This window comes from Tsuneonella litorea, assembly GCF_025154015.1.
Lineage (GTDB): Bacteria > Pseudomonadota > Alphaproteobacteria > Sphingomonadales > Sphingomonadaceae > Tsuneonella > Tsuneonella litorea.
This window is the reverse complement of record NZ_JAOAMV010000005.1, coordinates 93,365-120,063: the sequence shown is the minus strand read 5'-3', so window position 1 is coordinate 120,063 and position 26,699 is coordinate 93,365. Positions and strand designations below refer to the sequence as shown.

Below are 26,699 nucleotides of genomic sequence, written 5' to 3'. Positions count from 1 at the left end.
CCACGCGGCTAGCCGGTCGGAAATGGCCGAAGCCGATGCCCCCGTTCCGCCCGTCGAGGCGCCGCGCAAGCCGATCTCGCACGAGCGGATGGCGCTGCTCTTCGTCGTCATGCTGGTCACCGCGGCCGGCAATACCGCGATGCAGTCGGTGATGCCGTCGATCGGCACCGAGCTCGGCGTCGCCGACGTCTGGATCAGTCTCGCCTACACCTGGTCGGCGCTATTGTGGGTGACCTGCGCGCCGATCTGGGCGCGCCGCTCAGACAAGCGTGGGCGCAAGGCGATGATGGCGCTGGGCCTTTTCGGGTTCATCTCCAGCTTCGCGCTGTGCGGGCTGATGCTGTGGCTGGGCCTCAACGGCTGGTTGCCGGCGCTGTGGACCCTGTTGCTGTTCGCGGCATCGCGCAGCCTCTACGGCGGGTTCGGATCTGCCGCGCCCCCCGCGGTGCAGGCCTATGTCGCCAGCCGCACGCCCCGCGCCGAGCGGACCCAGGCGATGGCGCTGATCGCGTCGAGCTTCGGCCTCGGCACGGTGATCGGCCCCGCCGTGGCGCCGCTGCTGGTGTTCCCGGCGACCGGCCTCGTCGGCCCCTTCTTCGCCTTCGCAGTTCTCGGCGTCGTCGTGCTGATCGCGCTGCGGGCGAGCCTGCCCAACGACGATCCCCAGTTCGCCGCGCGGGGCGACGTGGTGACCGCGCCGTTCAGCGCCAATTCCAACCCGCGGGTGCAAGACCGGGACGAAGGACCCGCCGATGGGGTCGGAGGCGACATTCCCGACCTCTCGTGGCGCGACAGGCGCCTGCGCCCGTGGCTCGTGGCGGGCCTCGTCGGCGGCCATGCCCAGGCTGCGTTCCTGGGCATCGCCGGGTTCTTCGTGCTCGACCGGCTGGGGCTGCGCGCCGATCCCCAGGCGGGCACCGGGCCCATCGGCCTCGTGCTCATGTGCGGCGCGATCGCGACCCTGCTGTCGCAATGGGGCCTGATCCCGATGCTGAAGCTCGGCCCCCGCTCCTCGACGATGTGGGGCATGGCGATGGCACTCGTGGGCGTGGTGTTTTTTTCCCTGTCCCATTCGCTTCACGCGATCGCGCTCGGCATGGCGATCGCCTCGATGGGGTTCGGCCTCTACCGGCCGGGATTCACCGCGGGTGCGTCGCTGGCGGTAAGCCGGGCGGAACAGGGCCAGGTCGGCGGCATCGTCGCCTCGCTCAACGGGGCGGCCTACATCGTCGCCCCGGCGCTGGGCGTGTGGCTCTACGGGCACCACGAAACGATCGGCTTCGCGACGATCGCAGCGCTCTGCGCCGCGGTCTTCGTTCACGGCTGGCGCGCGCTTGACCCGGACGCCGTGATCGAGAGCCCGCGCGCAGGCTGACGCGGGGTCAGGGGAGTATCTCGGCGACCTTTTCCGGGGGCCGGCATAGCCTTACGCCCAGGGGCGTTTCGACCAGCGGCCGTTCGATCAGCCGGGGATCGGCTTCCATCGCGTCGAGCACGGTCGCGTCGTCGGCACGGGTCAGGCCGCGCTCCTCGGCATCTGTCTTGAACGTCCGAACCCCCTCGCGCGGCGCGATCCCCGCGTCGCGGTAAAGCTGGGCCAGCTTTTCCCGGCTGGGCGGGTTCTTGAGATACTCGACTACCGTCAGGTCGACGTCGTCGCGGGCCTGGAGAATCGCCAGGGTGGCCCGCGACTTGCCGCATTGCGGGTTGTGCCAGATCGTCGCTTTCATCGGTCATTCTCCTTCGGCTTCCCCGCTAGCGCGCAAAAAACCTTCCGCCAACGCAGGATAGGGGTTGTGAATGCGAATTATTCTCAATAGAGGCCCCTGCAATCGAGAATGAATCGCAATAAGGAATTGTTCATGAGGTCGACCATCTTGCGCGCCGCGCTCGCCTGCGCATCGTCCCTGTCCGCTCCCGCACTTGCCGCCGATTCGGCCCCCGGGGACTACTTGCCGGGCGACATCCTCGTCGTGGGCCAGCGCGACGGCTATGCGAGCGAGGACGGCTCGACCGGGACGAAGACCCCCACCCCGCTGATCGACGTGCCGCAGACGGTCGCCGTGATTACCGAGGACCAGCTCGACGACCAGGCGATCACCCAGCTGTCCGACGCCCTGCGCTACGTTCCCGGCGTCACCCTCGACACCGGCGAAGGGCATCGCGACCAGATCTTCATCCGCGGTCAGGCGACGACCGCCGACTTCTATCTCGACGGATTGCGCGACGACGCGCAGTACTACCGCTCGCTCTACAACGTTTCGCGGATCGAGGTGCTCAAGGGCGCCAACGCGCTGATCTTCGGCCGCGGCGGCGGCGGCGGCGTGGTCAACCGGGTGAGCAAGGTCGCCGATCCCGCGAGCCAGTTCGTGGGATTTGACGCCAGTGCAGACACCTTCGGCGCCTTCGCGCTCGCGACTGACCTCAACCAGCCCATCGGCCCCGAGGCGGCGGCGCGGATCAACGCGACTTACGAGGAGTTCGACAACGCCCGCGACTTTTCGGAAGGACGCCTCATCGGCGTTTCCCCCACCGTCTCGGCCGCGCTCGGGGAAAATACCCGGCTCAGCGCGTTCTACACCTACAACGACGACCGCCGCGTCACCGATCGCGGCAATCCTTCGCTGAACGGCGAGCCGCTCTACGGGTACGACCGGACCTTCTTCGGCGACCCCGACTTCAACCTGGCGACCAACGCGATCCACATCGCCCGCCTCCGGCTCGATCACGACTTCTCCGATTCGCTGTCCTTCAACCTGACGGGGCAGTTCGCCGATTACGCGCTCTTCTACGCGAACGTCGTGCCGAGCTCGGGAACCACCGCGACGACCGCGCGGCTCGGGGGCTACACCAGCGGGACCGATCGACAGAACCGCATCGTGCAGGGCAATCTCGTGTGGCAGGGTGAAACGGGACCCGCTGCGCATACCTTGCTCGTCGGATTCGAAGCGGGGCGGCAGGATACCGACGCCCGGCGCACCGACATCGACTTCGGCGGCGGCGCCACGACCGTGACGGTCGATCTCGCGCGGCGGCTGGCGGTCCCTTCGGCGATGGCCGGGCCGCTCGTGCGATCGTCGACCTCGCAGCTCGACTTCGTGTCGGGCTACGTCCAGGACCAGATCGACCTCGGCATGGTGCAGCTGATCGGCGGCGTCCGGTACGACGAATTCGCGCTCGACAGCGTCAATCTGATGAGCAACCTTCCGCTTTCGCGCACCGACCGCAAGTGGAGCCCGCGCCTCGGCGTCGTGATCAAGCCGCAGGAATCACTGTCGCTCTACGCGAGCTACGCGACCAGCTTCCTGCCGCAGTCGGGTGACCAGTTCACCGTCCTCGACACCACTACCGCGAGCCTCAAGCCCGAAAAGTTCGAGAACCTGGAGCTGGGCGCCAAGTACGCCGTCACGCCCGACCTCTTCGCCACCGCGGCGCTGTTCCGGGTCGACCGGTCGAACACCCGGGCGGCGGATCCGCTCAACCCGGGCTTCACCGTCCTGACCGGTTCGAGCCGGGTGGAAGGCTTCGAGGCCAGCCTCGTCGGTCGCCTGCTGCCCGACTGGCAGGCCAGCCTCGGCTACACCTACCTAGACGGCGAGATCCGCTCGGCGACGACGTCCGCCCCGGCGGGCCGCCGGCTGCAACAGCTCCCGCGCCACCAGGCCAGCGCGTGGACCCGTTACGACGTGACCGACCGGCTCGGATTCGGGCTCGGCGCCGTCTACCAGGCCAAGCAGTTCGCCTCGATCAGCAACGCCGTGGTCCTGCCGGACTGGGTGCGCGTCGACGCGGCTGCCTTCCTCGACCTGTCGGACCGATTCGCGCTTCAGCTCAACGTCGAGAACCTGTTCGACGCGAACTACTATCCGAGCGCGCACGGCGACAACAACATCCAGCCGGGCGAGCCGTTCAGCGTGCGGCTGGGCGTGAAGGTGAAGCTCTAGGAATCCGCGTCAGCCGTCCGGGTCCATGGCCGGGACGGCGCGCGCGGCGTCGTCGGCACTGATCCCGGGCGCGGGGGCGGCACTGATCGTCTCCGCGCGCCGGGCCACCCGCCCCGCCCGCTGGACCGCGCGGACGAGCCGCGGATAGACCCCGCAGCGGCACAAGTGCGGCAACGCCGCCTTGATCTCGGCCTCGGACGGGTCGGCGTTCTTGGCGAGCAACGCGGCGGCCGCCATGGCGATGCCCGGCGTGCAGAACCCGCACTGGATCGCCGCTTCCGCGACCAGCGCCTGCTGCACGGGGTGGCTGCGATCGCGGCTGAGGCCCTCGATCGTGGTGACGTAGCGTCCCTCGGCCTCGGCGATCGTGACGAGGCAACTGCGCAGCGCCTCGCCGTCGACGATCACGGTGCAGGCATGGCAATCGCCCGTCCCGCAGCCGTATTTCGTCCCGGTCAGGTTCGCCGCCTCGCGCAAAGCGTGGAGCAGCGGGGTATCGGGATCGATGTCGAAGCGGACGGGCCGCCCGTTGACGGTGAGCGCGGTCACGGAACGCTAGCGGATCAGTCGCGCCACGAACGGTCGATCCGGTCGACCTTGCGCTTCCACGCCTCGAAATCGGCGTAGCCCGGGCCGCCCGGAGCCTGCGCCTGGCCGATGTCGCGCTGGTGCACATCGATCACATCCTGCGGGACCATGATCGGATCGCCCTGGCTCAGCGTCGCGACCTGGATCTCGCAGGCACGTTGCAGCGCCCAGGCCTGGACGAACATCTCGCGGATCGTGCGGCCCAGGACGACCGGCCCGTGGTTGCGCAGCATGAGGATGCGGTTCCTGCCGAGATTGGCGAGCAGCCGCTCGCCCTCCTCCTCGCGGACGGTCACGCCCTCGAAATCGTGATAGCCGATCTGGCCCTGGAAGTTGCAGGCGTAGAAGCTGATCGGCAGCAGCCCGCCCTTGTGGCTGGACACGGCCATCGCTTCGGTCGTGTGGGTGTGGCAGATCGCGTGCGCCCAATCGAGGTGGCGATGGAAATAGGCGTGCTGGGTGAACCCGGCCTTGTTCACCGGGTAGTTGCCGGCCAGCACGTTGCCGTCGATGTCGATCTTGACGAGGTTCGACGCGGTCACTTCCTCGTAGAGCAGCCCGAACGGATTGATCAGGAACGCGTTGTCCTCTCCCGGCACCTTCAGGCTGATGTGGTTGTAGATCGATTCCGACCAGCCCATCAGGTCGAATATCCGATAACAGGCGGCAAGGTCCTGCCGGGCCTCCCACTCGGCGTCGCTGCATTCGATGCGGGGTTTGAGCTGGGTGGCCATCGCGCCTCTCCTCCGATTGCGTTTTGCCATCTATCGCATGGCTCCCCGCGCGCGCACAAGCGGCTTGGCCGCACCGCGCTACCGCGCTACCGCGCTGCCGCGATGAGCGAGGCGGCCAGACTGACGTGCGGAAGCATCCGCGGCCATCTCGTAACCCAGACGCTGCCGATGGTCGTCGCCTCGGCCGCGCTGATGTCGGTCGGGCTCGTCGATGCATACTTCGTCGGGCAGCTCGGCAGCGCGGAACTGGCGGCGATGTCGTTCATCTTTCCCGTGACCATCTCGCTCGCGAGCCTTGGGGTGGGCGTGATGGTCGGGGTCAACTCGGTCGTTGCGCGGGCGATCGGTGCAGGGGACACGGCCCGGGCGGCACGGCAGGCGAACGTCGGGGTGGCGTTCGCGCTCGCATTGGGAGCGTTCATGGGCCTCGCGCTCTGGCTGCTCACCGATCCCCTCTTCCGCCTGCTCCAGGCGCCCGCCAGCCTGATGCCGCTGATTGCGCGCTACATGGGTCCCTTCGCGCTCGGACTGCCCGTGCTGCTGCTGCAGATGGGCCTCAACGGCGTGCTGCGGGCGCAGGGAGAGGCGAAGCGTACCTCCGCCGTCGCGGTGACCTATGCGGCGGCGAACTGGGTGCTCGATCCGCTGCTCATCACCGGGGGCCTCGGCGTCCCGGCGCTCGGGGTCGCGGGCGCCGCCTGGGCGACCACGATCGGCTATCTCCTCGCGGTCATGCTGGCGGCCTGGCTGGTGCGCGGCACCCACCTGCCGCTGAACCCGGCCCTCGTGCGAAAGGCGCGGCTCGGCAAGGCGGTGCGCAACATCGTGAGCGTGGCCGGACCGGCCGCGTTCTCGAACGCGATCAACCCGATCGGCCTGTCCGTGCTGACCGCGCTCCTGGCGAGCCAGGGCCAGGAGGCCGTCGCCGGGTATGGCGCGGCCGGGAGGCTGCAGAGCTTCGCGACCGTGCCGCTGCTGGCGCTGTCGGCCTCGATCGGTGCCATCGTCGGGCAGAACTGGGGTGCCGGGCAGCACGACCGGGCACGCAGAGCATTTTTCGAAGCGGGAGCGTTCTGTGCCGCCTACGGGCTGGCGCTGGCGGCCGTGATGTTCGCCGCCGGCGAATGGTTCGCCGGCTTTTTCACCGATGACCCCGGGGTGATCGGCGAATTCGCCCGCTACATGCGCATCGCCGCGTGGGGCTATGCCGGGTTCGGCCTGCTGATCGTCGCCAACGGCGCGCTGAACGCGATCGGCAAGGCCAACTGGTCGCTCGGGCAGAGCTTTGCGCGGGTCTTCCTCGTGATGCTGCCGGTCGCATGGGTGCTGCGCCCCGCGTGGGGATCGTCCGCGATCTACACGGGCGAACTGGCGGCCAACGTGGTCGGCGGCGCGCTCGCCGCGTTCATCGCCTGGCGAATGCTGTCCCGCCGGTGAGCGCGAGCAGCGCGAAACTCGCGAGCCAGTGCGAGCCCATGTAGTCGTCGCCGATGTGCGGCAGGCTGGCGGCGACGTGCCGCTCGGCGACCTCGGCGAAACGGCCCGGCTCGCCGAGCGCCGCACCCACCCCCTGCCAGCACCACGCCCGCGACAGGTTGAGCCCATCGAGATGGGCGATCTTGCCGTCGGTCCTGTCCGACACCCGGACGGGCACGAACAGCGGTGCCGGTTCCTCGTGCGCGGCGCGGGGCAGGAAGTTGGCGAACCAGGCGGCGTAGGCCGCAGGATCGAGCACGCGGCCCATCAAGAGGGCCACGGTCAGCGCGGGCGAGAGGAACTCGTCGCCCCCCGGTTCCCACCCGCAGTGAGCCGTCCTCCCGCCGAACCACTCGAGCGCGCGCTCGCGTATGCGGGCCACAAGGTCGGGATCGCGCGATTGCGCCCAGTCGAAAGCGAGCAGCATGGCAAACGCGCTGTTCCCGTGGGTGCCGGTCACGATCGGGTACGTCAGCCGGTCGAGATAATCGGCCATCATCTCCGCGAGCCTGGCCGCCAGCGGTTCGAGCGCGGCTGCCCACGGCGCATCGTGGCGCGCCGCCTCGTCGTGGAGCGCAAGGAGCCACGCCCAGCCGTAGGGCCGGTGCGCCCCGCGCCCGTCCGGGCGATCGAACCGCGCGATCTCGCCGGCAATTTTCCCGGGGACCAGCATCGCGTCGGCGAGCACGCGGATATCCCTCGCCTCGGGCATCTCGGGGAACATCCGCGCGAGGCGCAGGACCTGCCAGTAGCCGTGGACGCACGAATGCCAGTCGAAGCTGCCGTGGAACACCGGGTGCAGTTCGGCAGGGGCGACGAGGTCTTCCTGCCCGCCGAGGACCTGGTCGAGCTTGAACGGCCAGCGCCGGGTGAGGTTGGGCAACGTGAGCTGCGCGAACGCGCGGGCCTGGTCCTGCGAGAGCGTCATGGCGCGCCCCAGCCGCCGCCGCCCGGCGTCTCGATCACGAACACGTCGCCCGCAGCAAGATCGGCCGAGGCGGTCGCGTCGAGCCGCTCGACGCTGCCGTCGGCGCGCTCGATCCGGTTGACGCCGGGGGCGCCGTCTTCCCCGCCCGCGAGCCCGGCGGGCGGCACGCGGCGGCGGTTCGACAGGATGTTCGCGCGCATCGCGCTGCGGAACCGGATCCGCCGCGTGGCGCCGTCGCCGCCGCGATGCGCGCCCGCGCCGCCCGATCCCTTGCGGATGGAAAACGAGTCGACCAGCACCGGGAAGCGCGCCTCGAGCACCTCAGGGTCGGTCAGCCTGCTGTTGGTCATGTGGGTTTGCACCACGTCGGCCCCGTCGAAGCAAGGCCCCGCGCCCGAACCTCCGGCGATCGTCTCGTAGTACTGCCGGGAGGCATCGCCGAAAGTGAAGTTGTTCATGGTCCCCTGGCTGCCTGCCTCGGCCCCGAACGCGCCGAGCAGCGCGTCGGTAATCGCCTGGCTCGTCTCGACATTCCCGGCGACGACCGCCGCCGGCCATTCGGGCGCGAGCATCGATCGATCGGGTACGCGCAGCTCGATGGGGCGCAGGAACCCGTCGTTCAGCGGTATCGCGGTGTCGAGCAGCGTCCGCACGGCATAGAGGCAGGCCGCGCGAACCACCGGGCGCGGCGCGTTGAAGTTGTCGGCCAACTGCCCGCTTGTCCCGGCGAAGTCGATCGTGGCGCGGCCGGCCGTGCGATCGACGCGCACCGCGACGCGGATCGTGGCGCCGTTGTCCATCTCGACCGCGTGCGCCCCGCCCGTCAGCCGGCCGAGCAGGTCGCGCACCGCGCGGTCCGCGAAATCGAGCAGGTGGCCCATGTAGGCGGCGACGGTCATCTCGCCGTGGGCCGCCACCAGTTCGAGCAATCGCTCGCTGCCGCGGCGGCACGCCGCTACCTGCGCGGCGAGATCGGCGAGGTTCTGGTCGATGTTGCGCGCCGGATGCGGCCCGCCCGACAGCAGGGCGTGCAGGTCCGCCGCCAGGAAACGCCCGTCCCGGGCGATCAGGACATCGTTCAGCACCACGCCCTCCTCCTCGATCCGCGTCGAGTTCGAGGGCATCGAGCCGGGCGAAATCCCGCCGATGTCGGCGTGGTGGCCCCGCGCGGCGACGAAGAACGCGGGTTCCGTCCCGCCATCGACGAAGACCGGTGCGATGACGGTGATGTCGGGCAGGTGGGTGCCGCCCGCGTAGGGCGCGTTGAGCGCATAGGCATCGCCCGGCTTCATCGCACCCGCGCGGTTGGCGATGACAGTGCGCACGCTGTCGCCCATCGAGCCGAGATGCACCGGGATGTGCGGCGCGTTGGCAACGAGATTGCCGTTTCGGTCGAACACCGCGCACGAGAAATCGAGCCGTTCGCGGATGTTGACCGAGCTTGCCGAATGCTGGAGCGCGGCGCCCATCTCCTCGGCGATCCCCATGAACAGGCCGCCGAAGATCTCCAGCCGCACGGGATCGACGTCGGCCCCGGCAGCCCTGCTGCGCGGGGCGCGGGTGCGCGAAAGGGTCAGCGCGCCGTCGCTCCCGAGCGTGGCCGACCAGCCCGGCTCGACCACCAGCGTCGAGACCGGGTCGATAACCAGCGCCGGGCCGTCGATCGTCCGCCCCGCCCCCAGTCCGTTGCGCTCGTACACCGGGGTCGCCTGCGCCTTGCCCGCCATCGTGCAGCGGACCTCGGCCAGTGGATCGCCGGCCCCGGACGGGGCGGCGAAGTCTGCCTGGGGATGGTGACCGCTCGGCGCGACCGCCTCGATCCGCACCATGTCGAGCGTGAGCGGGGCGTCGGTGTCGTATCCGAAGCGCGCGCGGTGGACCGCGGCGAAGGCCGCGCGCATCGCCGCTTCCTCGCCGAGCGGCACGGCCACCGCGCTGTCGCCCGCCGCGAGCCGGATATGCGCTTCCCCTTCGATCTCGACGCAGGCGGAATCGACACCCTGTTCCACGAGGTCGGCGCGGGCTTCCCCCGCGATGCGCGCCGCCGTTTGAGCCAGCACCGCGCCGCACCCGTCGAGCGGCACGCCAAGCGTTTCCTCCCGCACCGCGCGCCGATCGGCGAGGCCCGTGCCATAGGCGGAAAGGACGCCCGCGAGCGGATGGACCAGCACCGTGTCGATCCCCAGAGCATCGGCGACGAGGCAGGCGTGCTGGCCGCCCGCTCCGCCGAAGCAGCTGAGCGCGAAGCCGGCGACGTCGTGCCCCTTGGCGACCGAGATCGCGCGGATCGCCTGCGCCATCTGGGCCACCGCGACAGCCACGAACCCCTCGGCCGCTTCCTCGCGGGTCATGACCCGGCCGGTCGCCGCCTCGACCTCGGCCAGCACCGCGTCGATCCGCGCCGCCGCGGCGGCGGGATCGAGCGGCTGGTCCGCTCCCGGCCCGAACACCGGCGGGAAGAAATCGGGCTGGAGCTTGCCGAGGACCAGGTTGCAGTCGGTCACCGTCAGCGGCCCGCCCTGGCGGTAGCAGGCAGGGCCCGGTTGCGCGCCCGCGCTCTCGGGTCCGGCAAGGAATCGCGCGCCGTCGAACCGGCACACCGAGCCGCCGCCTGCCGCGACCGTGTGGATGCGGAGCATCGGCGCGCGGATCCGCACGCCCGCTACCCGGTTCTCGCTGTCGCGTTCGTAGGCCCCCGCAAAGAGCGAGACGTCGGTTGAGGTGCCGCCCATGTCGAACCCGATGACGCGCCCGTGCCCCGCGGCCTTCGCGGTTTCCGCCATGCCGACGATGCCCCCTGCCGGGCCGGAAAGGATCGCGTCCTTGCCCCGCAGCGCCCGCCCCGCGGCGAGCCCGCCGCCCGATTGCATGAACAGCGGGTCGTGCTCTGCCCCGAGGGCGGCGGTGAACCCCTCGACGTAGCGCCGCAGGACGGGCGACAGGTACGCGTCGGCGCAGGTCGTGTCGGCCCGGCCGACGAGCTTCTGGAGCGGCGAGACGCGGTGGCTCACGGCAATCTCGTCGAACCCCGCGTCGGCGGCGAGGTCGGCCAGCGCCTCCTCGTGCGCAGGGTGCCGGTAGCCGTGCATCAGCGCGATGGCGACAGCCCGGAAGCCGCGCGCGCGCGCAGCCCTGAGGCCGGCCAGCGCTTCGGCCCGGTCGAGTTCGCGCAGGACCTCGCCTTCGTGCGTCACCCGCTCGTCGATCTCGATCACGTCGCCGGGAAGCGGGGGGGACTTCCGGATGTCGAGCGCGAAGATGTCAGGCCGCTCCTGCGTGCCGATCGCCAGCAGGTCTCCGAAACCCTTCGTGACCGCCAGCAGCACCGGCTCGCCCTTGCGCTCGAGTAGGGCGTTGGTCGCGATCGTGGTGCCGATGCGCACGTCGGCTGGCGGCAGGGGGCCATCCCGACAACCGGTCAGCCGCCGCATCGCCTCGATCGCCGCATCGTCGTAATGCGCCGGGTCTTCGGACAGGAGCTTGGCAGACGTGAGCGTGCCTTCGGGGCTGAGCGCGACGACGTCGGTGAACGTGCCGCCGCGGTCGATCCAGAATTGCCAGCAGGGGGAATCGGCCATCGCCCCGCTATGCCGCATGACCGGGGTGCGCGACAAACGGCCGCCCGCGCAAACCCATCGTTAACCATCGTCCGCCATAGCCTTTTTCCGAGGGGCACCTGGGGGCAATCGATGGACGACCTGCTGGCCGAATTCCTGGCCGAGACACGCGAGATGATGGAAGCCGTGGGGGGCGAACTCGTCGCGTGGGAAGCAGATCCGTCCGACCGCGCGCGGCTCGATGCGATCTTCCGCTTCTTCCACACGGTCAAGGGCAATTGCGGGTTCTTCGACTTTCCCCGGCTCGAGGCGCTGAGCCACGCCGCCGAGGATGCCCTCGCCGAAGTGCGCGCCGGCCAGCGCCGCGCCAGCCCCCGGCTGGTGACCGCGGTGCTGGCGATCGTCGACCGGATCGGCGCGATGGTCGCCGCGATCGAGGACGGCGGCGAGATGCCCGCCGGTTCCGACGATCCGCTGATCGGCGCGCTTTCGGCAGGCGACGATGACGATGACGGCGTTCTTTCGCATGATCCGGGCGACACCCGGTCGGCGCGCGCAGGCGCCGGCCAGCGCACGATCCGCCTGCCCGTGAGCCTGCTCGACGACGTCATGGCAAGCGTTTCCGACCTTGTGCTGGCACGCAACCACCTGGCGCTGCGCGTGCGCGAGGCGGGCAGCGACTCGCCCGTCTACGCGCCGTTCGAGCGCCTCAACGGTATCCTCAACGAGGTGCGCCAGGCGGTCACCCGGCTGCGGATGCAGCGGATCGACCATCTCTATGCCGCGCTGCCGCGGCTCGTGCGCGATCTCGCGGCAGAACTCGGCAAGCAGGTCATGATCGACCTCGAAGGCGGCGAGGTCGAACTCGACCGCGAGATGATCGAGATGATCCGCGATTCGCTTGCCCACATTATCCGCAACGCCATCGACCACGGGATCGAGACGCCCTCGGCCCGCCTCGCCAGCGGCAAGCGCGAGATCGGCACGCTCGTCATTTCGGCGCGCCAGAGCGGCAACCGCATCCTGCTCGCGGTGTCCGACGACGGGCGCGGGATCGACGGCGATCGGCTGGTCGCAAAGGCGGTGGCGGCCGGCGTGCTCACCGCTTCTGAAGCCGAGGCGATGGCCGCCGCGGACCGGCAGGCGCTGATCTTCGAGCCCGGCCTGTCCACGGCGGACCAGGTGACCTCGGTGTCCGGCCGGGGGGTCGGGATGGACGCGGTGCGCGCCAACATCGAGCGCGTCGGCGGCACGATCGAGGTGACGAGCACGCCCGGCGCCGGCACCCGCATCCTGCTCAGCCTGCCGCTCACCCTCAGCATCGTCCCCTCGCTCACGGTGAGCGCCGGGGGGCACCTGTTCGCGTTGCCGCAATCCTATGTCGAAGAAATCGTGCACGGCCGCGCAGGCCACATCGAGGTCGCCCGCGCAGGCGATGCGATGCTCGTCACCGTGCGCGACAGGCGCATCGCCTGCGTCCCGCTCGCTGGCGCGCTGGGCCTCGAGGACGCGTGCGATCCGCAGGCCGCCACGCTCGTCCTCATCCGGCTTGCCGGGGGCGACCTGTTCGCGATCGCGTGCGACCGTGTGCTTGACCACCACGAACTGGTGATCAAGCCGCTCGCTCCGGCCGTCATGGCGTCGGGGCTCTACGCGGGCAGCACCCTGCTCGACGACGGCAAGCCTGTGCTGATGCTCGACGTCGCCGGCATTGCGCGCCAAGCCGGCCTCGTCGGCGACGTCCGCGGCCGGGTTCGCACGGCGGCGGCCAGGGACGCAGTCGAATCCGACCGTGCGGGGGTTCCCGCCATGCTGTTCATCGGCCTCGACGGTCGCCGGCGCGCGGTGCGCCTGTCGCTTATCCGCCGGTTCGAACGCGTGCCTTCCGGTTCGATCGACCTCGGCGGCGAGCGCCCGCAGATCGTCATCGGCGACCGCATCCTCTCGCTCACCGGCATCGATAGTGGCAACCACCCGGACGGACAGGTCTCCGTCCTGCGCCTCGGCGACGGGGAGAGCGAGATCGCCTACGCCTTCGACCGCATCCTCGACACTGTCGAACTGCCGGACGAGATTGTGCCGAGCGGCCGGCCGGGTCCGGTTGAAGGGACCGTCCTGATCGGCGGCGAAGCGGCCGAACTGCTCGACGCGCACTGGCTGTTCGCGACCCATGCCGCACCGGTACGCGAAGCGCACCGTCCGACCTGCCGCATCCCTGCGGGCGACCCGTGGGCCCAGGCGATCCTTGCCCCGCTCGTCGAGAGTGCGGGATATGCAGTGGTCGGGGACGGCTTCGCGGGCCAGGCAGACGTCGCGATCGCGACCGACGACGCGCCGCTTGGCGACGGAGCGGGCGGGACCCTGATCACGCTCAGCGCCGACCCGGACAATGCAACCCCCGATGGGGCGCGGCTCTATCGCTACGACCGTGCGGCGCTGCTGGCCCGGCTTGCCGCGCTGCGCGCCGGGAGGGCGGCATGAACGAACTCGTCCTCGTATTCACCATCGCCGGGCGCCGCGTGGCGCTGCGCACCGCCGACGTCTATTCGGTGGTCGAGATCGACGGCGTGACACCGATCCCGGGCGCACCCGGATACGTGCTCGGACTCAGTGCGCTGCGCTCGATCACCATCACGGTGGTCGACGCCGCGGCAGCGATCGGCGTTGCCCCGCCGGCGATGCCGGAGCGCGGAGCGCGGGCCGCCATCGTCGATCACGAAGGCCACCGCTTCGCGCTCGTCGTCGATGACATCGACGACGTCGCCGAACTGCACTCGCGGCCCGCGCCGGTCCCAGGCGAAGCGGGGCCAGGCTGGCAGAGGGTCAGCGAAGGGCTCGTCGAGACCGCCCGCGGGCCCGCGCTGCTCCTAACTCTCGCGGCCGTTCTCTCCGGGCCGGACGCTATCGCGGCTTAACGAGATGCTTACTCGACCGGGCCTACCACCTGCGGCGAAAAAATCAGCAAACGGATCGCACCAACCCATGAAACACTGCCTCGTCGTCGATGATTCGCGCGTTATCCGCAAGGTGTCGCGCCACATCCTCGAATCGCTGGATTTCACCGTCGACGAGGCGGAAAACGGACGCGAAGGGCTGGAGCGTTGCGCCCAGTCGATGCCCGATGTCGTCCTGCTCGACTGGAACATGCCGGTGATGAGCGGAATCGAATTCATCGTGCAGCTGCGCCAGCGCGAGGGGGGCGACAAGCCGAAGGTCGTGTTCTGCACGACCGAGAACGACGTCGCCCACATCCGCGAGGCGATCAGCGCCGGGGCCGACGAATACGTGATGAAGCCGTTCGACCACGAGACGCTGCAGATCAAGCTCCAGCTCGTCGGCTTCGCCTGAGCGGGCCGATGGACCGGTGTGCCACCACCGTCGGCGGCGCGGCCAAGGGCCGAAACGCGTGCCCACCGGTGCGCGTCATGGTGGTCGACGATTCGCTCGTCGCGCGCACCGTCCTGTCGCGCATCGTCGAAGCCGAGCCCGACTTCAGGATCGTCGCCAAGGCAACCACCGGCGAAATGGCGATCCAGCGCCTGTCGGAAACGCCCGTCGACGTGGTCCTGCTCGACCTCGAGATGCCGGGAATGGGCGGACTGGGCGCCCTGCCCCGCATTCTCGAGCTGGCGCGCGAGGCCAAGGTCCTGGTCGTCTCGTCGCTGACCGAGCGGGGCGCGCAAGCGACGCTCTCGGCGTTGGCGATCGGGGCTGCCGACACCCTTCTCAAGCCGCGCTCGGGCGAATTCGACGCGGTCTACGCGCGCACGCTGGTGAACAAGATCCGCGCGCTCGCCGCGCGGCCGGTGATCGCGCACGCTGCGCCGGCCGTCCGCCAGTCCGCGCCGGCGCAACCGCCCCAGCGGCCGGGCGTCGAGCCGCTGGCGCTCGCGATCGGCGCCTCGACCGGCGGCATTCACGCGCTCTGCCTGCTGCTCGGCGCCCTGCCGCGCAGCTTCACGCTGCCGATCCTGGTCGTCCAGCACCTGCCGGCGAGCTTCATGTCCACTCTCGCCCGGCAACTCGCCGCCGCATCGGGACGCCCGGCCTCCGTGGCGGAAGGCGAGACGCCGCTCGTGCCCGGTGAGATCCTGGTCGCTCCGGGGAGCGGCCACATGATCGTGCGGCTGGCGGCGGGGCGGCTCGTCACCGGCATCGCGCATCACGTCGTGCCGAGCGGCTGCACCCCGTCCGTCGACCCGCTCTTCGAAACGCTGGCCGATGCGACCGGTGGCCGGGCGCTGGGCGTGGTGCTTTCGGGGATGGGCCGCGACGGCGTGATCGGCGCCGATCGGCTGTTTCGCGCAGGCGGAACCCTGCTGGCGCAGGACGCCGCGACCTCGGCCGTCTGGGGGATGCCGCGCGCCGTCGTCGAGGCAGGGCTGGCGGCAATGGTCGGCAGTCCCGAAGCGATCGCGCAAAGGATCGCCGCCCTGGCCGCAACCGATCGGCGCGGCCCGGCACTCGGCGCGCGGGCGATCCGCGCATGAGCGAGATTTCCCAGCGCATCGTCGCCGACCTGCTGTTCTCGCGCACGGGGCAGCAGCTTGCCGAGAACCGCCGGTGGCGCATCCAGACGGCGCTCGCCGGGCTGTTCCGCGAGCGTGGCATCTCGAACCTCGACCAGCTCGTCTGCCTGCTGGCCGACCCGCGCGAGGAGGGGCTGGCACAGGACGTCGTCGAGGCGCTGCTCAACAACGAGACCTACTTCTTTCGAGACCGGCTGATGTTCGACCTGCTAGCAAGGGAGGTGCTGCCCGATCTCGCCGCGAAACGCGCCGCCAGCCGCCGGCTGACGATCTGGTCCGGGGGGTGCTCGACCGGCCAGGAGGCGCTGTCGCTCGCCATCCTCTTCGCCGACGACCCGAAAGCGTGGGAGGGTTGGCGCATCGACATCCTCGGCACCGACATATCGGGCAAGGCGATTCAGGCCGCGCGCCGCGCCTGCTACACCCAGTTCGAGATCCAGCGGGGTCTCGGCGTCGCGCAGATGCTGCGCTGGTTCGACGAGAGCGCGGACGGCTGGCGCCCCCGCCACGAACTTGCCCGGCGGGTGCGGTTCGAGCGCCGCAACGTGCTCGACAGCCCGCCCGAACCAGGGCGCTTCGACCTCGTGCTGTGCCGCAACGTGCTGCTCTATTTCGACCGGGCCTATCGCGGGCGCGCGCTCGACCGCCTGGCCGAGGCCGTCGCGCACGACGGCTGGCTCATGATCGGCGCAGGCGAGAGCGCCCAGGGCCTCACCAACGCGTTCGCGCCCGCGGGCGACACCAGCGGCCTTTATCGGCGCGCAACGTCGATGGCCGCGCAGAGCATCGGTGCGGCGCGCTGAAATGCTCTCTAAACAACCATTTAATGCTTCCTTAGGTAGTGCGGTCTATCGCCTCGGCCGGCGTCTTGCGCCGCGCGAAAAGGGGAACCGCGTGCATTCGGGGGCAGTCCAGGAAACGATCGGTTCAAGAGTGCTCGTCTTCGGGCCGCTCGCGATCCTGTCCGGACTGTTCGGCGCCTTCACGGCGCTGTTCGCGGCCGGCGCCCACCTGACCCAGTTTTCCGGCATCACGATCATCGCCGTCGGCGTCGTCTGCTACGCGGCCGTCGTCGCCATGCTCGGCCGGTTCGGCCTGCGGCAGGTCCATCGGCTCGAGGGGCTGAGCCGTACCGACAGCCTCAGCGGCCTGCCCAACCGTCGCGCCCTTCACGAGGACGCGGCCCGCTGGGCGAAGCCCGGCGACGAGGTCGCGGTCGCCCTGATCGACCTCGACGGGTTCAAGCTCGTCAACGATCATTACGGGCACGTCGTGGGCGATCAGGTCCTGCGGGAGTGCGCCGCCGTGCTGCTGGACATCTGCGGGGCGGAAGCGCGGCCCTATCGCCTCGGCGGCGACGAGTTCGCCATACTCAAGGCGGGGCCTCTGGCCGGGACCATCCTCGAGGGCATCTGCCGCGCTCTACTCGAGCGGATGGGCTCGCCGATTCCGGTGGAGGACCGCCGCATCCCGGTCGGGGCGAGCGTCGGACTGTCCCGCTCGACCGGCAGCGACGGACTCGGATCGTCCGAGCTGCTGCGCCGCGCCGATGTCGCGATGTATGCCTCCAAGCGCGGCGGCAAGATGCGCTGTACCTGGTTCCGCGACGATTTCGACCAGAGCCGCGAGGCTGCGCACATCCTCGACGGCGAATTGCGGACCGCGCTCGCCCGAGGCCAGTTCGCGGTCGCCTACCAGCCGCTCGTCGATGCCCGAACCGGGGTCATCGTCGCCGTCGAATCGCTGGTTCGCTGGGAGCGGCCCGACGGCAAGCGGATCGGCCCCAACGTGTTCATCCCGGTCGCCGAGGAATCGGGCCTCATCAACGCGATCGGCCTGTGGGTCCTCGAGCGCGCGTGCCGCGACGCGCTGGGGTGGGACGGGATCAAGCTGTCGGTCAACGTTTCGGCGGCCCAGCTGCGAAATCCGGAGTTTCCGATCCAGCTGGGACAGATCCTCGACGAGACCGGGTTTCCGCCCGAGCGCCTCGAGCTCGAGATCACCGAAACCTGCCTGGTGCTGGATCCGGTGGTGGCCGAACGCAGCCTCGACCTGATCCGGAAGTTCGGGGTCAATGTCGCGCTCGACGACTTCGGTACCGGCTATGCGTCGATCGGGTTCCTGCGCCAGTTCCGTTTCGAGAAGCTCAAGCTCGACCGGTCGCTGGTGGTCGAGGCGCAACGCGACAACGGAAGCCGCGCGATGATGCTGTCGAGCATATCCGTCGCGCGGGCGATGAACATGGACATTACCGCAGAGGGCGTCGAAACCGAGGAGCAGGCCGATCTCGTCCGCGCCGCTGGGTGCGACCAGATCCAGGGCTGGCTCTATTACAAGGCGATGCCGGCCGGCGAACTGTCGGCACGGCTCAAGGAAACCGCGAGCCGCAAGGGCCGCGGAGCGACGAGGGCAGCATGAACGCAATCACCGCAATCGAGGCCGAGGACCTGAACCGGGAAATCGCCGCCGCCACGCTGGGCGACAGCACGATCGCGGAAGCCCGCTATCGCTGGGTCGCGGCGCGCTGGTTCAACGATCTTCCGCTCGCGCGCAAGCTGGCGCTGCTGGTGGGCGGGCTGCTGTTCGGGCTGACCCTGACGACGCTCGTGGCGATCGCCGCTTTCTGGAGCGTCCTGCCGGTCGAGGCGGCCACCGTCATCATCGCAGTAAGCTGGCTGCTCGGCTTCGGGCTGGGCGGCATCGCCCTTCGCCGGATCATCAAGGACACCGCCGTGCCGCTGCGCAAGCTGGCGGGCGACATGGTCCGCCTGGGCCAGGGCGATCGCTCGTTCACGCTCGACCATCTTCACCGGGCGGACGAGATCGGCGAGATGGCCCGCGCGTTCGAGGTCTTCGTGCGGTCCGGTCACAAGCTCGACGAGATGTTCGAACAGCGCAAGATTACCCGCCGCGAACAGCAGCGGATGCTGCTCCAGCTGGCGGGCGCGTTCGAGCGCGAGGTGGGTCAGGTGATGACCGCCGTCGTGGCCGCGGCCGACCAGCTCGAGCACGCAGCCAGCTCGATGGCCGCGGCGGCCGACCAGTCTGCCAACCAGGTCGACGCGGTTTCGCGCGCGATGAACGACGCGTCGGCCGGCGTCGCGGCGGCGGCAGCGGCAAGCGACGAGTTCGCGATGTCGATCGGCGAGATCAGCCGCCAGGCGGCCCATTCGGCCGAACTCGCCCGCGATGCCACCACGGCGGCCGACCAGGCCGACACCACCGTCAAGGCGCTGGCCGTATCGGCTGACGAGATCGGGGAGATCGTGGAGCTGATCAGCTCGATCGCGCGGCGGACCAACCTGCTCGCGCTCAACGCATCGATCGAGGCGGCCCGGAGCGGCGAGGCCGGTCGCGGCTTCGCGGTCGTTGCCAGCGAAGTGAAGGAACTGGCCGCGCAGACCAGCAAGGCGACCGACGAGGTGGCCGCACAGATCCGCGCGATGCAGGAATCGACCGGCGCCAGCGTGGGCGCGCTGAAGGCGATCTCGGGGCAGGTCCAGCAGCTCGAGGCGACCGCGGTGTCGATCGCTTCTGCGGTCGACCAGCAGTCGGTCGCCGGGCAGGAGCTGGCGCGTAACATCGACACCGCCGCGCGCAGCTCGGGCGATGTCACCGCCAACGTGGTCCAGGTGCGCGAAACCGCCCTGGCGACCGGAGCCACGGCCAGCCAGGTCCTGAGTTCGGCGAGCGATCTCAAGGGACAGGCCGCCAACCTTCGCAGCCAGGTGGATGGCTTTCTCCGGCACGTTCGCGCCAGCTAACGGGCTGCCCCCGTACGTCGCGGCGGGCCGGCTTGACGCGCCGTAATCAACGAACCAAAAGCGCCGCCTGGGTTGCGGAGCAAGATACGATGATTACGCGGGGTCGCTCGATTCTTCGGGGCTTTCTGATGGCGTCCGCCGCGCTGGCGCTTCCAGCCACCGCCCTCGCCGCACCGCCGATCGTCCAGCCCGGCGCCCCTGGCGAGCCGAGCCGCGTCCTCACCGCCTACCAGGCGACCAGGCTGGCAAAGACGGAATATGCGCCCGGCGACGTCGCGTTCATGCAGGCGATGATCGTCCACCACCGGCAGGCGGTCGAGATGGCTTCGCTGGTCAAGGGGCGGACCAACAATCCAGCGATCCTCAAGACCGCCGATCGCATTGCGGCGGGCCAGCAGGACGAGATGAAGTTCATGACCGGCTGGCTGACCGACCGCAACGAAGAGGTCGCGATGCCCGGCATGGGCCACGCGGCACACGACCACGGGCCAATGAAGGGAATGGCCAGCCCCGAACAGATGGCCGCGCTCGCCGCGGCGGAAGGCACCGCGTTCGACCGCCTGTTCCTTCAGTTGATGATCGCTCACCACCGTGGTGCGGTGGATATGGTGGACGAACTGCACAAGCAGCCGGGCACCGCATACGACCCGGTCATGTTCGAATTCACCAACGAAGTAGTGACCGACCAGAAGGCGGAAATCGACCGCATGAACGCGGTCGCCGCAGAGCTGTCGCAGGACCCGCGCGCGACGCTCGCGGCAGGGTTTCGCGACGCTGGCGAGGCAATCCTCAACTTGCGCAAGGTGGTCGCGCTGCCCAAGCCGGCCGGCTTCTTCGACCCGGCCAACCCCGCCCAGCTCCAGCCCAAGCTGCCGAAGAAGGACGGGGCGAAGGCGGACAAGCCGCGGGACGGCGAGGCGCAGGACAAGCCAAAGTTCGCCGAGCGCGGATCGCTGCTCGATTTCGCCGCGACCGACATGGCCTTCAAGGACGACCTGCTGATCGCCGGCAGCTATCATGGGTTCAACATCTACCGGCTGGGCGCGGACGGCGTCCCGGCGCTGGTCAGCTCGACCGTGTGCCCCGGGGGCCAGGGCGACGTGTCGGTGGTGGGCGACCTCCTCATCATGAGCGTGCAGGATCGCCGCGCGCGCGTCGACTGCGGGTTGCAGGGCGTGAGCGAGAAGGTCAGCGAGCAGCGGTTCCGCGGCTTGCGCATCTTCGACATCTCCGACCTCGCGCAACCCCGGCAGGTGGGCCAGGTCCAGACCTGCCGCGGCAGCCACACCCATTCGGTGGTCTCGGCGGACGCGGACCGGATCATCGTGTACAATTCGGGCACCAGCTACGTGCGCGACGAAAAGGAGCTCGCCGGCTGCATCAACACGCAGGGCGACGATCGCACGGCATTGTTCTCGATCGACGTCGTCGAGATCCCGGTCGCCCACCCGGAGCGGGCGCGCATCGTCGACCGGCCGCGGGTGTTCGCGGCGAACGGCCAGATCGCCGGCCTCTGGCGGGGCGGCGACCACGGCGAAGGGACGCAGGAAACCTCCGACACCAACCAGTGCCACGACATCACCGTGTTCCCGGCCAAGAACCTTGCCGCGGGCGCGTGCTCGGGCAACGGCATCATCCTCGACGTGTCCGACCCGCTCAAGCCCAGGCGGATCGACGATGTAACCGACAAGGGTTTCGCCTACTGGCATTCGGCGACCTTCAACAACGACGGCACCAAGGTGCTGTTCACCGACGAGTGGGGCGGCGGCGGCCGGCCGCGCTGCCAGGCGGGCGACCCCGCCAACTGGGGGGCCGATGCCTTCTACGGGATCGAGAACGGCAAGCTCGTACAAAGGGGCCACTACAAGCTGCCCGCCCCGCAGAGCGACAAGGAGAACTGCGTCGCCCACAACGGGTCGATCATCCCGGTGCCGGGACGCGATATCTTCGTGCAGGCGTGGTACCAGGGCGGGGTCAGCGTGATCGATTTCACCGATCCCGATAACGTCCACGAGATCGCCTATTTCGACCGTGGCCCGATCGACAAGGACCAGCTGGTCACCGGCGGATACTGGTCGGCCTACTGGTACAAGGGCCGCATCTACGCCACCGAGATCAGCCGCGGGCTCGACGTCTTCGCCCTGACCCCGAGCGCATTCCTGACCGCCGAGGAAATCGCGGGCGCCGAAGCCGCCGAATACGCGGGCGGCGTCTTCAATCCGCAGACGCAGACCCAGGTCACCTGGCCCGCCGCGGTGGCCGCAGCCGCCGAGGCCAGCCGCAAGGGGGGGTGATCGCCCGGGACAGTTGCATTCGGCAACGCTTCGCGCCTACCATCGCGGCCGGCGAATAAAGAGAGGCGCGATGAGCCGGACGGGTTGCGATATCGACGTACTGATCGTGGGTGCCGGCATATCCGGCATCGGCATGGCGGCGCACCTCGAACGCACGGGATCGGGACGCAGTTACGTCCTGCTGGAGCGGCGGGCCGGGCTTGGCGGCACCTGGGACCTGTTCCGCTATCCGGGCATCCGCTCGGACAGCGACATGCACACCCTCAGCTACGCGTTCGAACCGTGGACCGGCCGCGAGACGCTTGCCAGCGGAGAGCGTATCCGGGACTACCTCACGGGCGTCGCCGCCAAGTACGGGATCGACCGGCACATCCGCTACGGACAGAAGGTGGTGTCGGCGCAGTTCAGCACCGCGTCGGGATGCTGGACGGTTACGATCGAGGACGAGCAGGGCTGGCGCGAAATGACCGCCAACTGGCTGTACCTCGCGGCCGGGTACTACGATTACGATCACCCCTACGACCCCCGCTTTCCCGGCGAGGGGGAGTTTTCCGGGCGGGTGGTGCATCCCCAGCACTGGCCCGAGGACCTCGATTACACCGGCAAGCGCGTCGCCGTGATCGGCTCCGGGGCGACAGCGATCACGGTCGTACCCACGATGGCCGATCGTGCCGCCAAGGTGACGATGGTGCAGCGGACGCCCACCTACATCCGGTCGATCCCGGGGCATGACCGGATCGGGCACTTCCTGCGCCGCTTTCTGCCGGTGAAGACCGCTTTTCGCATCACCCGTTGGCTCCACGTGGTCGGAGCCGACAAGATGTATCGCACCGCGCGCGAAAAGCCCGACGACGTGCGCGCCTCGCTGGAAGAGCAGACCCGCGGGCTGCTCGGTGCGAACTACCGGGCGGAAGACTTCACGCCGCCCTATGCCCCGTGGGACCAGCGGATGTGCTTCGTCCCTGATGCCGACCTGTTCGAAGCGATCAACGCCGGCAAGGTCGACATAGCGACCGGTCACATCGAACGTTTCTCGCCGGAGGGCATCGTCCTTACCGACGGGCGCACGATCGAGGCCGACATCATCGTCAAGGCGACGGGGCTGCAGATGCAGATGGGCGGCGGAGTCGCGCTGACCGTCGACGGAACCCGCATCGTGCCCGGCGAGCATTTCTACTACAAGAACTGCATGATTTCGGGGGTGCCCAACCTCGCCCACCCGGTGCCCTACACCAACACCGGATCGACCCTGCGCTTCGATCTCGTTTCGGAATACGTCTGCCGCGTGCTCGCGCACATGGCGCGCACCGGGACGACGATCGCGGTGCCGACCATTCCCGAAGGCGAAACCCTCAATCCGGTGGATTCGTTCGCGGTCGAAGCGGGCTACGTCAAACGTTCGCCCGATGCACTGCCGCAGAGCACCGATCACGATCCCTGGCGGCTCAACCACGACTACCTGCACGATCGCAAGTACATGCGCCGCGCGCCGATCGACGACGGCCTGCTGCGCTTCGGCAGGGCCGGCGCAAACGCACGCGCGGCGGACGAGCAGCTCGAAGCTGCCGAATAGGCGGCTTCCGTCGCAGCGCGCTCTCGCCTAACGCACGATCATGGCCGCCACCGACCGCATCTGGACCGCCGCGCTCGTCGTCATCGGCGACGAGATCCTGTCGGGCCGCACGCACGACCGGAACATCGCCCAGGTCGCCAGCTGGCTGCAGGTCCAGGGCATCCGGCTTGCCGAGGTCCGCGTGGTCCCCGATGTCGAGGAACGGATCGTCGAGGCCGTGAATGCGCTTCGCACGCGCAACGATTACCTCTTCACGACCGGCGGCATCGGGCCGACGCACGACGACATCACGGTGGACGCGGTCGCCAAGGCGCTGGGCGTTCCGGTGATCGTCCACCCCGATGCGCGTGCCATGCTCGAGAAATACTATACCGGGCGCGGCCAGCCGCTGACCGAGGCGCGGCTGCGCATGGCGCGCACTCCCGAAGGGGCCGAACTGATCCCCAACCGGATGTCCGGGGCGCCGGGGATCCGCATCGGCAACATGTTCCTGATGGCGGGCGTCCCGCACATCACTGCGGGGATGCTCGATGCGCTCACCGGCACGCTCGAAGGCGGCGCGCCGCTGGTCAACGAGACGATCGGCTGCTGGACCGCCGAAAGCGAGGTTGCCGACATCCTGCGCCGGGTCGAAGCGGACCACGCGGACGCGCCCGGAGGCATCCAGATCGGCAGCTATCCTTTCTTCCGCGAGGGACGGGTGGGCGCGAATTTCGTCGTCCGTTCGACCGATCCGGCGCTCCTCGCGCGCTGCGTCGAGGAACTCGCCTCCGCGCTTGAGGCGGCGGGCCACGCGGTCAGCCGCGGGGAGATCTGACCCGTTACGCCCGGTTAACGGTATCGCGCTACCTTCGGCCGCCTGAACCCGCGCCCGAGGGAGCTACGCCGGTCCGATGACGGTCGTCTATCTCACGATCGATACCGAGTATGCCTTCCGCCTGCCCGGCGGGACGGGGCCGGGAACGCGCGCCGAGAACTTCGCCCGCTCGATCGCCTGCGACACTCCGAAGGGTTCGGTGGGCATTTTCCACCAGATGGACCTGCTCGAGGCGAACGGACTGAAGGGCATCTTCTTCGTCGACCCGATGCCCGCGCTGCTGTGGGGGGTGGAGGCGATCGCCGATATCGTCGCGCCGATCGTCTCGCGTGGACACGACGTGCAGTTGCACTGTCACACCGAATGGCTCGAATACGACCGCGACGGCCGTCTCGCCGGTGGCCGGACCGGGCGCAACCTCGCCGACTTTGCGCTCGAGGACCAGTATCGCATCCTCGGCTGGGCGCGGGATACGCTTGTCGCGGCGGGGGCGCCGGCCCCGGTCGCCTTCCGCGCCGGAAACTACGGCGCCAATGACGACACCCTGCTCGCGCTCGCGCGGCTCGGCATCGGCTACGACAGCTCGTATTCCCCGGCCCTCGCGGGATCGGGCGATTGCGCGATCGCGCTCGGGGCCGACACCCTCAGTCCCGTTCTTCACGGCGGGGTCGTCGAGGTGCCGGTCGCCTGCATCCAGAGTTTCGGGGGCAGGCTGCGGCACGGACAGGTCACCGCGCTTTCGCTGCGCGAGATGCGCGCCGTGATCCGCCACGCCTGCGCCGAGGGGCGCGCGGGCGTGACGCTGGTTTCTCACAGCTTCGAACTGCTCAGTCGCGACAGGCGGCGGATCAATCGCCTGGTCGCGCGCCGGTTTCACGATATCTGCCGCGAACTCGGCGCGTTGGAAGGAGTGTCGAGCGGCACGTACGCGGACGATCCGCCGGGGGTGGCCGCGCAGGCCAGCCGGTGGTCGCCGCTGCCGCACGCTCCGCTGCGCGGGGCCGCGCGGATCGCGGAGCAGGTCTTGTCGAACACGCTGTACAGCCGGGGGCTTGGCACCGGGGCCCGCAGCGCCGCGCTGATGGCGTCGCTGTTCGTCGCCTGACCCGCGCAAGCGGCGCAGGATATCAGGTGGCGTTGGTCGGCTGCGCCGGACCCTTCGCTTCGGGGACCACCGCCATTTCGATCGAGAAGCCCTTTTCGGCCGCCAGCTTGTTGAACTGGGTCCAGTCCTTGTCGACGATCTTTTCGACGGTGCCCGCGTCGAACGGCTCCTTGGAATCGATGATGAAAAGCAGGTTGTCGCGCGTGGAGGCGGGCCACGCGAGGACGAGCTTTTCCTTGTCCGACAGCTCGTTGACCTGAAGCAGGTCGGCCATCTGGTGCAGGTTGCCCAGCGCCTTGACCGATCCGTCAGGCTCGATGGTGAAGAACTCCGCCCCCTTGCTGAAATCGTTGCCGAACACCTCGATCAGCATGACGTATTCGCCGAATTCGGAATTCTGCATGACGGTGCTGAGGTCGATGCCCGACTTGAACGTGAGCGAGGTATCGAACGCGTCCGCCGGTTCGACACTCAGCAGCGAGACGCGCGCCAGGCCCTTGTAGCGGAACCGGTTGGCGGTCTCGAGGAACGAGCAGGCATAGGCCGGCGGCCGCGCGGTACCACCGAGGTCGAGCTGGAGGTTTCGCTGCCCGTCCGGGTCGATCCGCGTCTCGATCAGCCTGCGGAGCCGGTCGGTTTCGAGCTGCGAGTATCCTTTGAGCACGACCTTCTGCCGGGTTCCCGACTGCTCGACGTCGGACACGCGCAGCCAGGAACAGGGCAGCGTGTCGATGAGCTGGACCAGGCGATCCTTGGTGGTCACCTCCTGAACCGGCTCAGGCCGGTAGAGCGACGTCGCGACCGCCCCGACCGCCAGGATCGCGGTGAGCGTGAGGACGATCGCGGGGATCGACAGCTTCCGCTTCGCGCGCGACATCCAGTAGGCGAACTTGGTCTGCGAGGGCTGGAACTGGTAGATCTTGATGTCGGTCGAGATGTTCTTGAGCTTGATCTTGCGCAGCGGCACGAAATCCGATTCGCGATTGTCGAGATCGAGCCACACCCGCTCCGAAACGCAGACCGAATTCGTGGGAGAAACGGATTCGATGCGACAGGCGATGTTGACCGCGTCGCCGTAGAGGTCGTCGTGCTTCTCGAAGACGTCGCCCAGATGGATCCCGATCCGGACCGGGAACCTCTCGTCCGTATTGCCCTGGAGCAGCTCTACCGCGGCCGCGAACGCCGACCGTGCGCCGGTGAACCGCGCGAGAAAGCCGTCGCCGGTGTGCTTGAATATGCGCCCGCCGTGCGCCGCCATGGTGTCCGCCCACAGCCCGTCGCGCAGACCGGTGACATGGGTCACCGTCCCCTCGAGGTCGGCGTGCATGGACTTGGAAAAGCCCACCACGTCGAGCGCCATTATCACGGCAATCCGTGGCTCTTCGCTCAC

Annotated in this window: 20 protein-coding genes; 14 read left to right on the top strand and 6 right to left on the bottom strand. The window is 69.2% G+C overall.

Features of this window, described 5'->3' with window-relative positions; all coding sequences use genetic code 11:
• The first annotated feature begins 22 nt into the window (after positions 1-22).
• Positions 23-1,375: an MFS transporter gene (locus N0B51_RS10820; protein WP_259962367.1), complete on the top strand. Its 1,353-nt coding sequence runs from the start codon at positions 23-25 to the stop codon at positions 1,373-1,375.
• Between the two features lie 7 nt (positions 1,376-1,382).
• Here the strand turns inward: N0B51_RS10820 and N0B51_RS10815 are convergent, their stop codons facing one another.
• A complete protein-coding gene (locus N0B51_RS10815) occupies positions 1,383-1,730 on the bottom strand; it encodes an arsenate reductase family protein (RefSeq protein ID WP_259962366.1) in 348 nt (115 codons plus the stop codon).
• A gap of 132 nt (positions 1,731-1,862) precedes the next feature.
• Here N0B51_RS10815 and N0B51_RS10810 point away from each other — a divergent pair, with 132 nt between their 5' ends.
• Positions 1,863-3,944 carry a TonB-dependent receptor gene (locus tag N0B51_RS10810; protein ID WP_259962365.1) on the top strand — a complete coding sequence of 694 codons (2,082 nt, stop codon included), beginning with the start codon at positions 1,863-1,865 and terminating at the stop codon, positions 3,942-3,944.
• Between the two features lie 9 nt (positions 3,945-3,953).
• Here the strand turns inward: N0B51_RS10810 and N0B51_RS10805 are convergent, their stop codons facing one another.
• Both N0B51_RS10805 and N0B51_RS10800 read right to left on the bottom strand, forming a co-directional pair.
• A complete protein-coding gene (locus tag N0B51_RS10805; protein WP_259962364.1) occupies positions 3,954-4,493 on the bottom strand; it encodes a (2Fe-2S)-binding protein in 540 nt (179 codons plus the stop codon).
• Between the two features lie 14 nt (positions 4,494-4,507).
• A complete protein-coding gene (locus tag N0B51_RS10800; protein WP_259962363.1) occupies positions 4,508-5,266 on the bottom strand; it encodes a class II aldolase/adducin family protein in 759 nt (252 codons plus the stop codon).
• A gap of 102 nt (positions 5,267-5,368) precedes the next feature.
• Between N0B51_RS10800 and N0B51_RS10795 the strand changes: the two genes are divergently transcribed.
• Positions 5,369-6,703, top strand: a complete 1,335-nt coding sequence (locus tag N0B51_RS10795; protein ID WP_259962362.1) for an MATE family efflux transporter — start codon at positions 5,369-5,371, stop codon at positions 6,701-6,703.
• Here N0B51_RS10795 and N0B51_RS10790 read toward each other — a convergent pair.
• On the bottom strand, positions 6,672-7,670 hold the full coding sequence (locus tag N0B51_RS10790) for a DUF2891 domain-containing protein (protein ID WP_259962361.1): 999 nt from the start codon (positions 7,668-7,670) through the stop codon (positions 6,672-6,674). The genes N0B51_RS10795 and N0B51_RS10790 overlap by 32 nt on opposite strands.
• Positions 7,667-11,248, bottom strand: coding sequence for a hydantoinase B/oxoprolinase family protein (locus N0B51_RS10785; protein ID WP_259962360.1), 3,582 nt, complete (start codon positions 11,246-11,248; stop codon positions 7,667-7,669). Before N0B51_RS10785 ends, N0B51_RS10790 begins: the two co-directional genes overlap by 4 nt.
• A 111-nt stretch (positions 11,249-11,359) precedes the next feature.
• Between N0B51_RS10785 and N0B51_RS10780 the strand changes: the two genes are divergently transcribed.
• The 11 genes from N0B51_RS10780 (at position 11,360) to N0B51_RS10730 (ending at position 25,309) form a co-directional block, all read left to right on the top strand.
• Positions 11,360-13,708: a chemotaxis protein CheA gene (locus tag N0B51_RS10780; RefSeq protein ID WP_259962359.1), complete on the top strand. Its 2,349-nt coding sequence runs from the start codon at positions 11,360-11,362 to the stop codon at positions 13,706-13,708.
• A complete protein-coding gene (locus N0B51_RS10775) occupies positions 13,705-14,142 on the top strand; it encodes a chemotaxis protein CheW (RefSeq protein WP_259962358.1) in 438 nt (145 codons plus the stop codon). Before N0B51_RS10780 ends, N0B51_RS10775 begins: the two co-directional genes overlap by 4 nt.
• 67 nt (positions 14,143-14,209) lie before the next feature.
• Positions 14,210-14,575 (top strand): response regulator, encoded by a 366-nt coding sequence (locus N0B51_RS10770; RefSeq protein WP_259962357.1) that lies wholly within the window; start codon positions 14,210-14,212, stop codon positions 14,573-14,575.
• Positions 14,576-14,583: 8 nt separating this feature from the next.
• Positions 14,584-15,717, top strand: coding sequence for a chemotaxis-specific protein-glutamate methyltransferase CheB (gene cheB, locus N0B51_RS10765; RefSeq protein WP_259962356.1), 1,134 nt, complete (start codon positions 14,584-14,586; stop codon positions 15,715-15,717).
• Positions 15,714-16,559 carry a CheR family methyltransferase gene (locus N0B51_RS10760; protein ID WP_259962355.1) on the top strand — a complete coding sequence of 282 codons (846 nt, stop codon included), beginning with the start codon at positions 15,714-15,716 and terminating at the stop codon, positions 16,557-16,559. The genes cheB and N0B51_RS10760 overlap by 4 nt, the downstream gene beginning before the upstream one ends.
• 91 nt (positions 16,560-16,650) lie before the next feature.
• Entirely contained in the window at positions 16,651-18,174 is a 1,524-nt protein-coding gene (locus N0B51_RS10755; protein WP_259962354.1) for a putative bifunctional diguanylate cyclase/phosphodiesterase, read from the top strand.
• On the top strand, positions 18,171-19,520 hold the full coding sequence (locus tag N0B51_RS10750; RefSeq protein ID WP_259962353.1) for a methyl-accepting chemotaxis protein: 1,350 nt from the start codon (positions 18,171-18,173) through the stop codon (positions 19,518-19,520). The genes N0B51_RS10755 and N0B51_RS10750 overlap by 4 nt, the downstream gene beginning before the upstream one ends.
• A gap of 128 nt (positions 19,521-19,648) precedes the next feature.
• A complete protein-coding gene (locus tag N0B51_RS10745) occupies positions 19,649-21,814 on the top strand; it encodes a DUF305 domain-containing protein (protein ID WP_259962352.1) in 2,166 nt (721 codons plus the stop codon).
• Positions 21,815-21,884: 70 nt separating this feature from the next.
• Complete coding sequence (locus N0B51_RS10740; RefSeq protein ID WP_259962351.1) at positions 21,885-23,387, top strand: flavin-containing monooxygenase; 1,503 nt, start codon at positions 21,885-21,887, stop codon at positions 23,385-23,387.
• Positions 23,388-23,427: 40 nt separating this feature from the next.
• The gene (locus tag N0B51_RS10735; protein ID WP_259962350.1) at positions 23,428-24,204 is read left to right on the top strand and encodes a competence/damage-inducible protein A; all 777 of its coding nucleotides are present in this window, start codon (positions 23,428-23,430) and stop codon (positions 24,202-24,204) included.
• Positions 24,205-24,280: 76 nt separating this feature from the next.
• Complete coding sequence (locus N0B51_RS10730; RefSeq protein ID WP_259962349.1) at positions 24,281-25,309, top strand: polysaccharide deacetylase family protein; 1,029 nt, start codon at positions 24,281-24,283, stop codon at positions 25,307-25,309.
• Positions 25,310-25,331: 22 nt separating this feature from the next.
• On the opposite strand, the gene N0B51_RS10725 is transcribed toward N0B51_RS10730, so the two are convergent.
• Positions 25,332-26,699, bottom strand: a complete 1,368-nt coding sequence (locus tag N0B51_RS10725) for an adenylate/guanylate cyclase domain-containing protein (RefSeq protein WP_259962348.1) — start codon at positions 26,697-26,699, stop codon at positions 25,332-25,334.

Bases quoted from the DNA above. Each gene is read 5' to 3' on its own strand.
- N0B51_RS10820 (WP_259962367.1), top strand. From the start codon at position 23: ATGGCCGAAGCCGATGCCCCCGTTCCGCCCGTCGAGGCGCCGCGCAAG.
- N0B51_RS10815 (WP_259962366.1), bottom strand. From the start codon at position 1,730: ATGAAAGCGACGATCTGGCACAACCCGCAATGCGGCAAGTCGCGGGCC.
- N0B51_RS10810 (WP_259962365.1), top strand. From the start codon at position 1,863: ATGAGGTCGACCATCTTGCGCGCCGCGCTCGCCTGCGCATCGTCCCTG.
- N0B51_RS10800 (WP_259962363.1), bottom strand. From the start codon at position 5,266: ATGGCCACCCAGCTCAAACCCCGCATCGAATGCAGCGACGCCGAGTGG.
- N0B51_RS10795 (WP_259962362.1), top strand. From the start codon at position 5,369: ATGAGCGAGGCGGCCAGACTGACGTGCGGAAGCATCCGCGGCCATCTC.
- N0B51_RS10790 (WP_259962361.1), bottom strand. From the start codon at position 7,670: ATGACGCTCTCGCAGGACCAGGCCCGCGCGTTCGCGCAGCTCACGTTG.
- N0B51_RS10785 (WP_259962360.1), bottom strand. From the start codon at position 11,248: ATGGCCGATTCCCCCTGCTGGCAATTCTGGATCGACCGCGGCGGCACG.
- N0B51_RS10780 (WP_259962359.1), top strand. From the start codon at position 11,360: ATGGACGACCTGCTGGCCGAATTCCTGGCCGAGACACGCGAGATGATG.
- N0B51_RS10775 (WP_259962358.1), top strand. From the start codon at position 13,705: ATGAACGAACTCGTCCTCGTATTCACCATCGCCGGGCGCCGCGTGGCG.
- N0B51_RS10770 (WP_259962357.1), top strand. From the start codon at position 14,210: ATGAAACACTGCCTCGTCGTCGATGATTCGCGCGTTATCCGCAAGGTG.
- cheB (WP_259962356.1), top strand. From the start codon at position 14,584: ATGGACCGGTGTGCCACCACCGTCGGCGGCGCGGCCAAGGGCCGAAAC.
- N0B51_RS10760 (WP_259962355.1), top strand. From the start codon at position 15,714: ATGAGCGAGATTTCCCAGCGCATCGTCGCCGACCTGCTGTTCTCGCGC.
- N0B51_RS10750 (WP_259962353.1), top strand. From the start codon at position 18,171: ATGAACGCAATCACCGCAATCGAGGCCGAGGACCTGAACCGGGAAATC.
- N0B51_RS10745 (WP_259962352.1), top strand. From the start codon at position 19,649: ATGGCGTCCGCCGCGCTGGCGCTTCCAGCCACCGCCCTCGCCGCACCG.
- N0B51_RS10740 (WP_259962351.1), top strand. From the start codon at position 21,885: ATGAGCCGGACGGGTTGCGATATCGACGTACTGATCGTGGGTGCCGGC.
- N0B51_RS10735 (WP_259962350.1), top strand. From the start codon at position 23,428: ATGGCCGCCACCGACCGCATCTGGACCGCCGCGCTCGTCGTCATCGGC.
- N0B51_RS10730 (WP_259962349.1), top strand. From the start codon at position 24,281: ATGACGGTCGTCTATCTCACGATCGATACCGAGTATGCCTTCCGCCTG.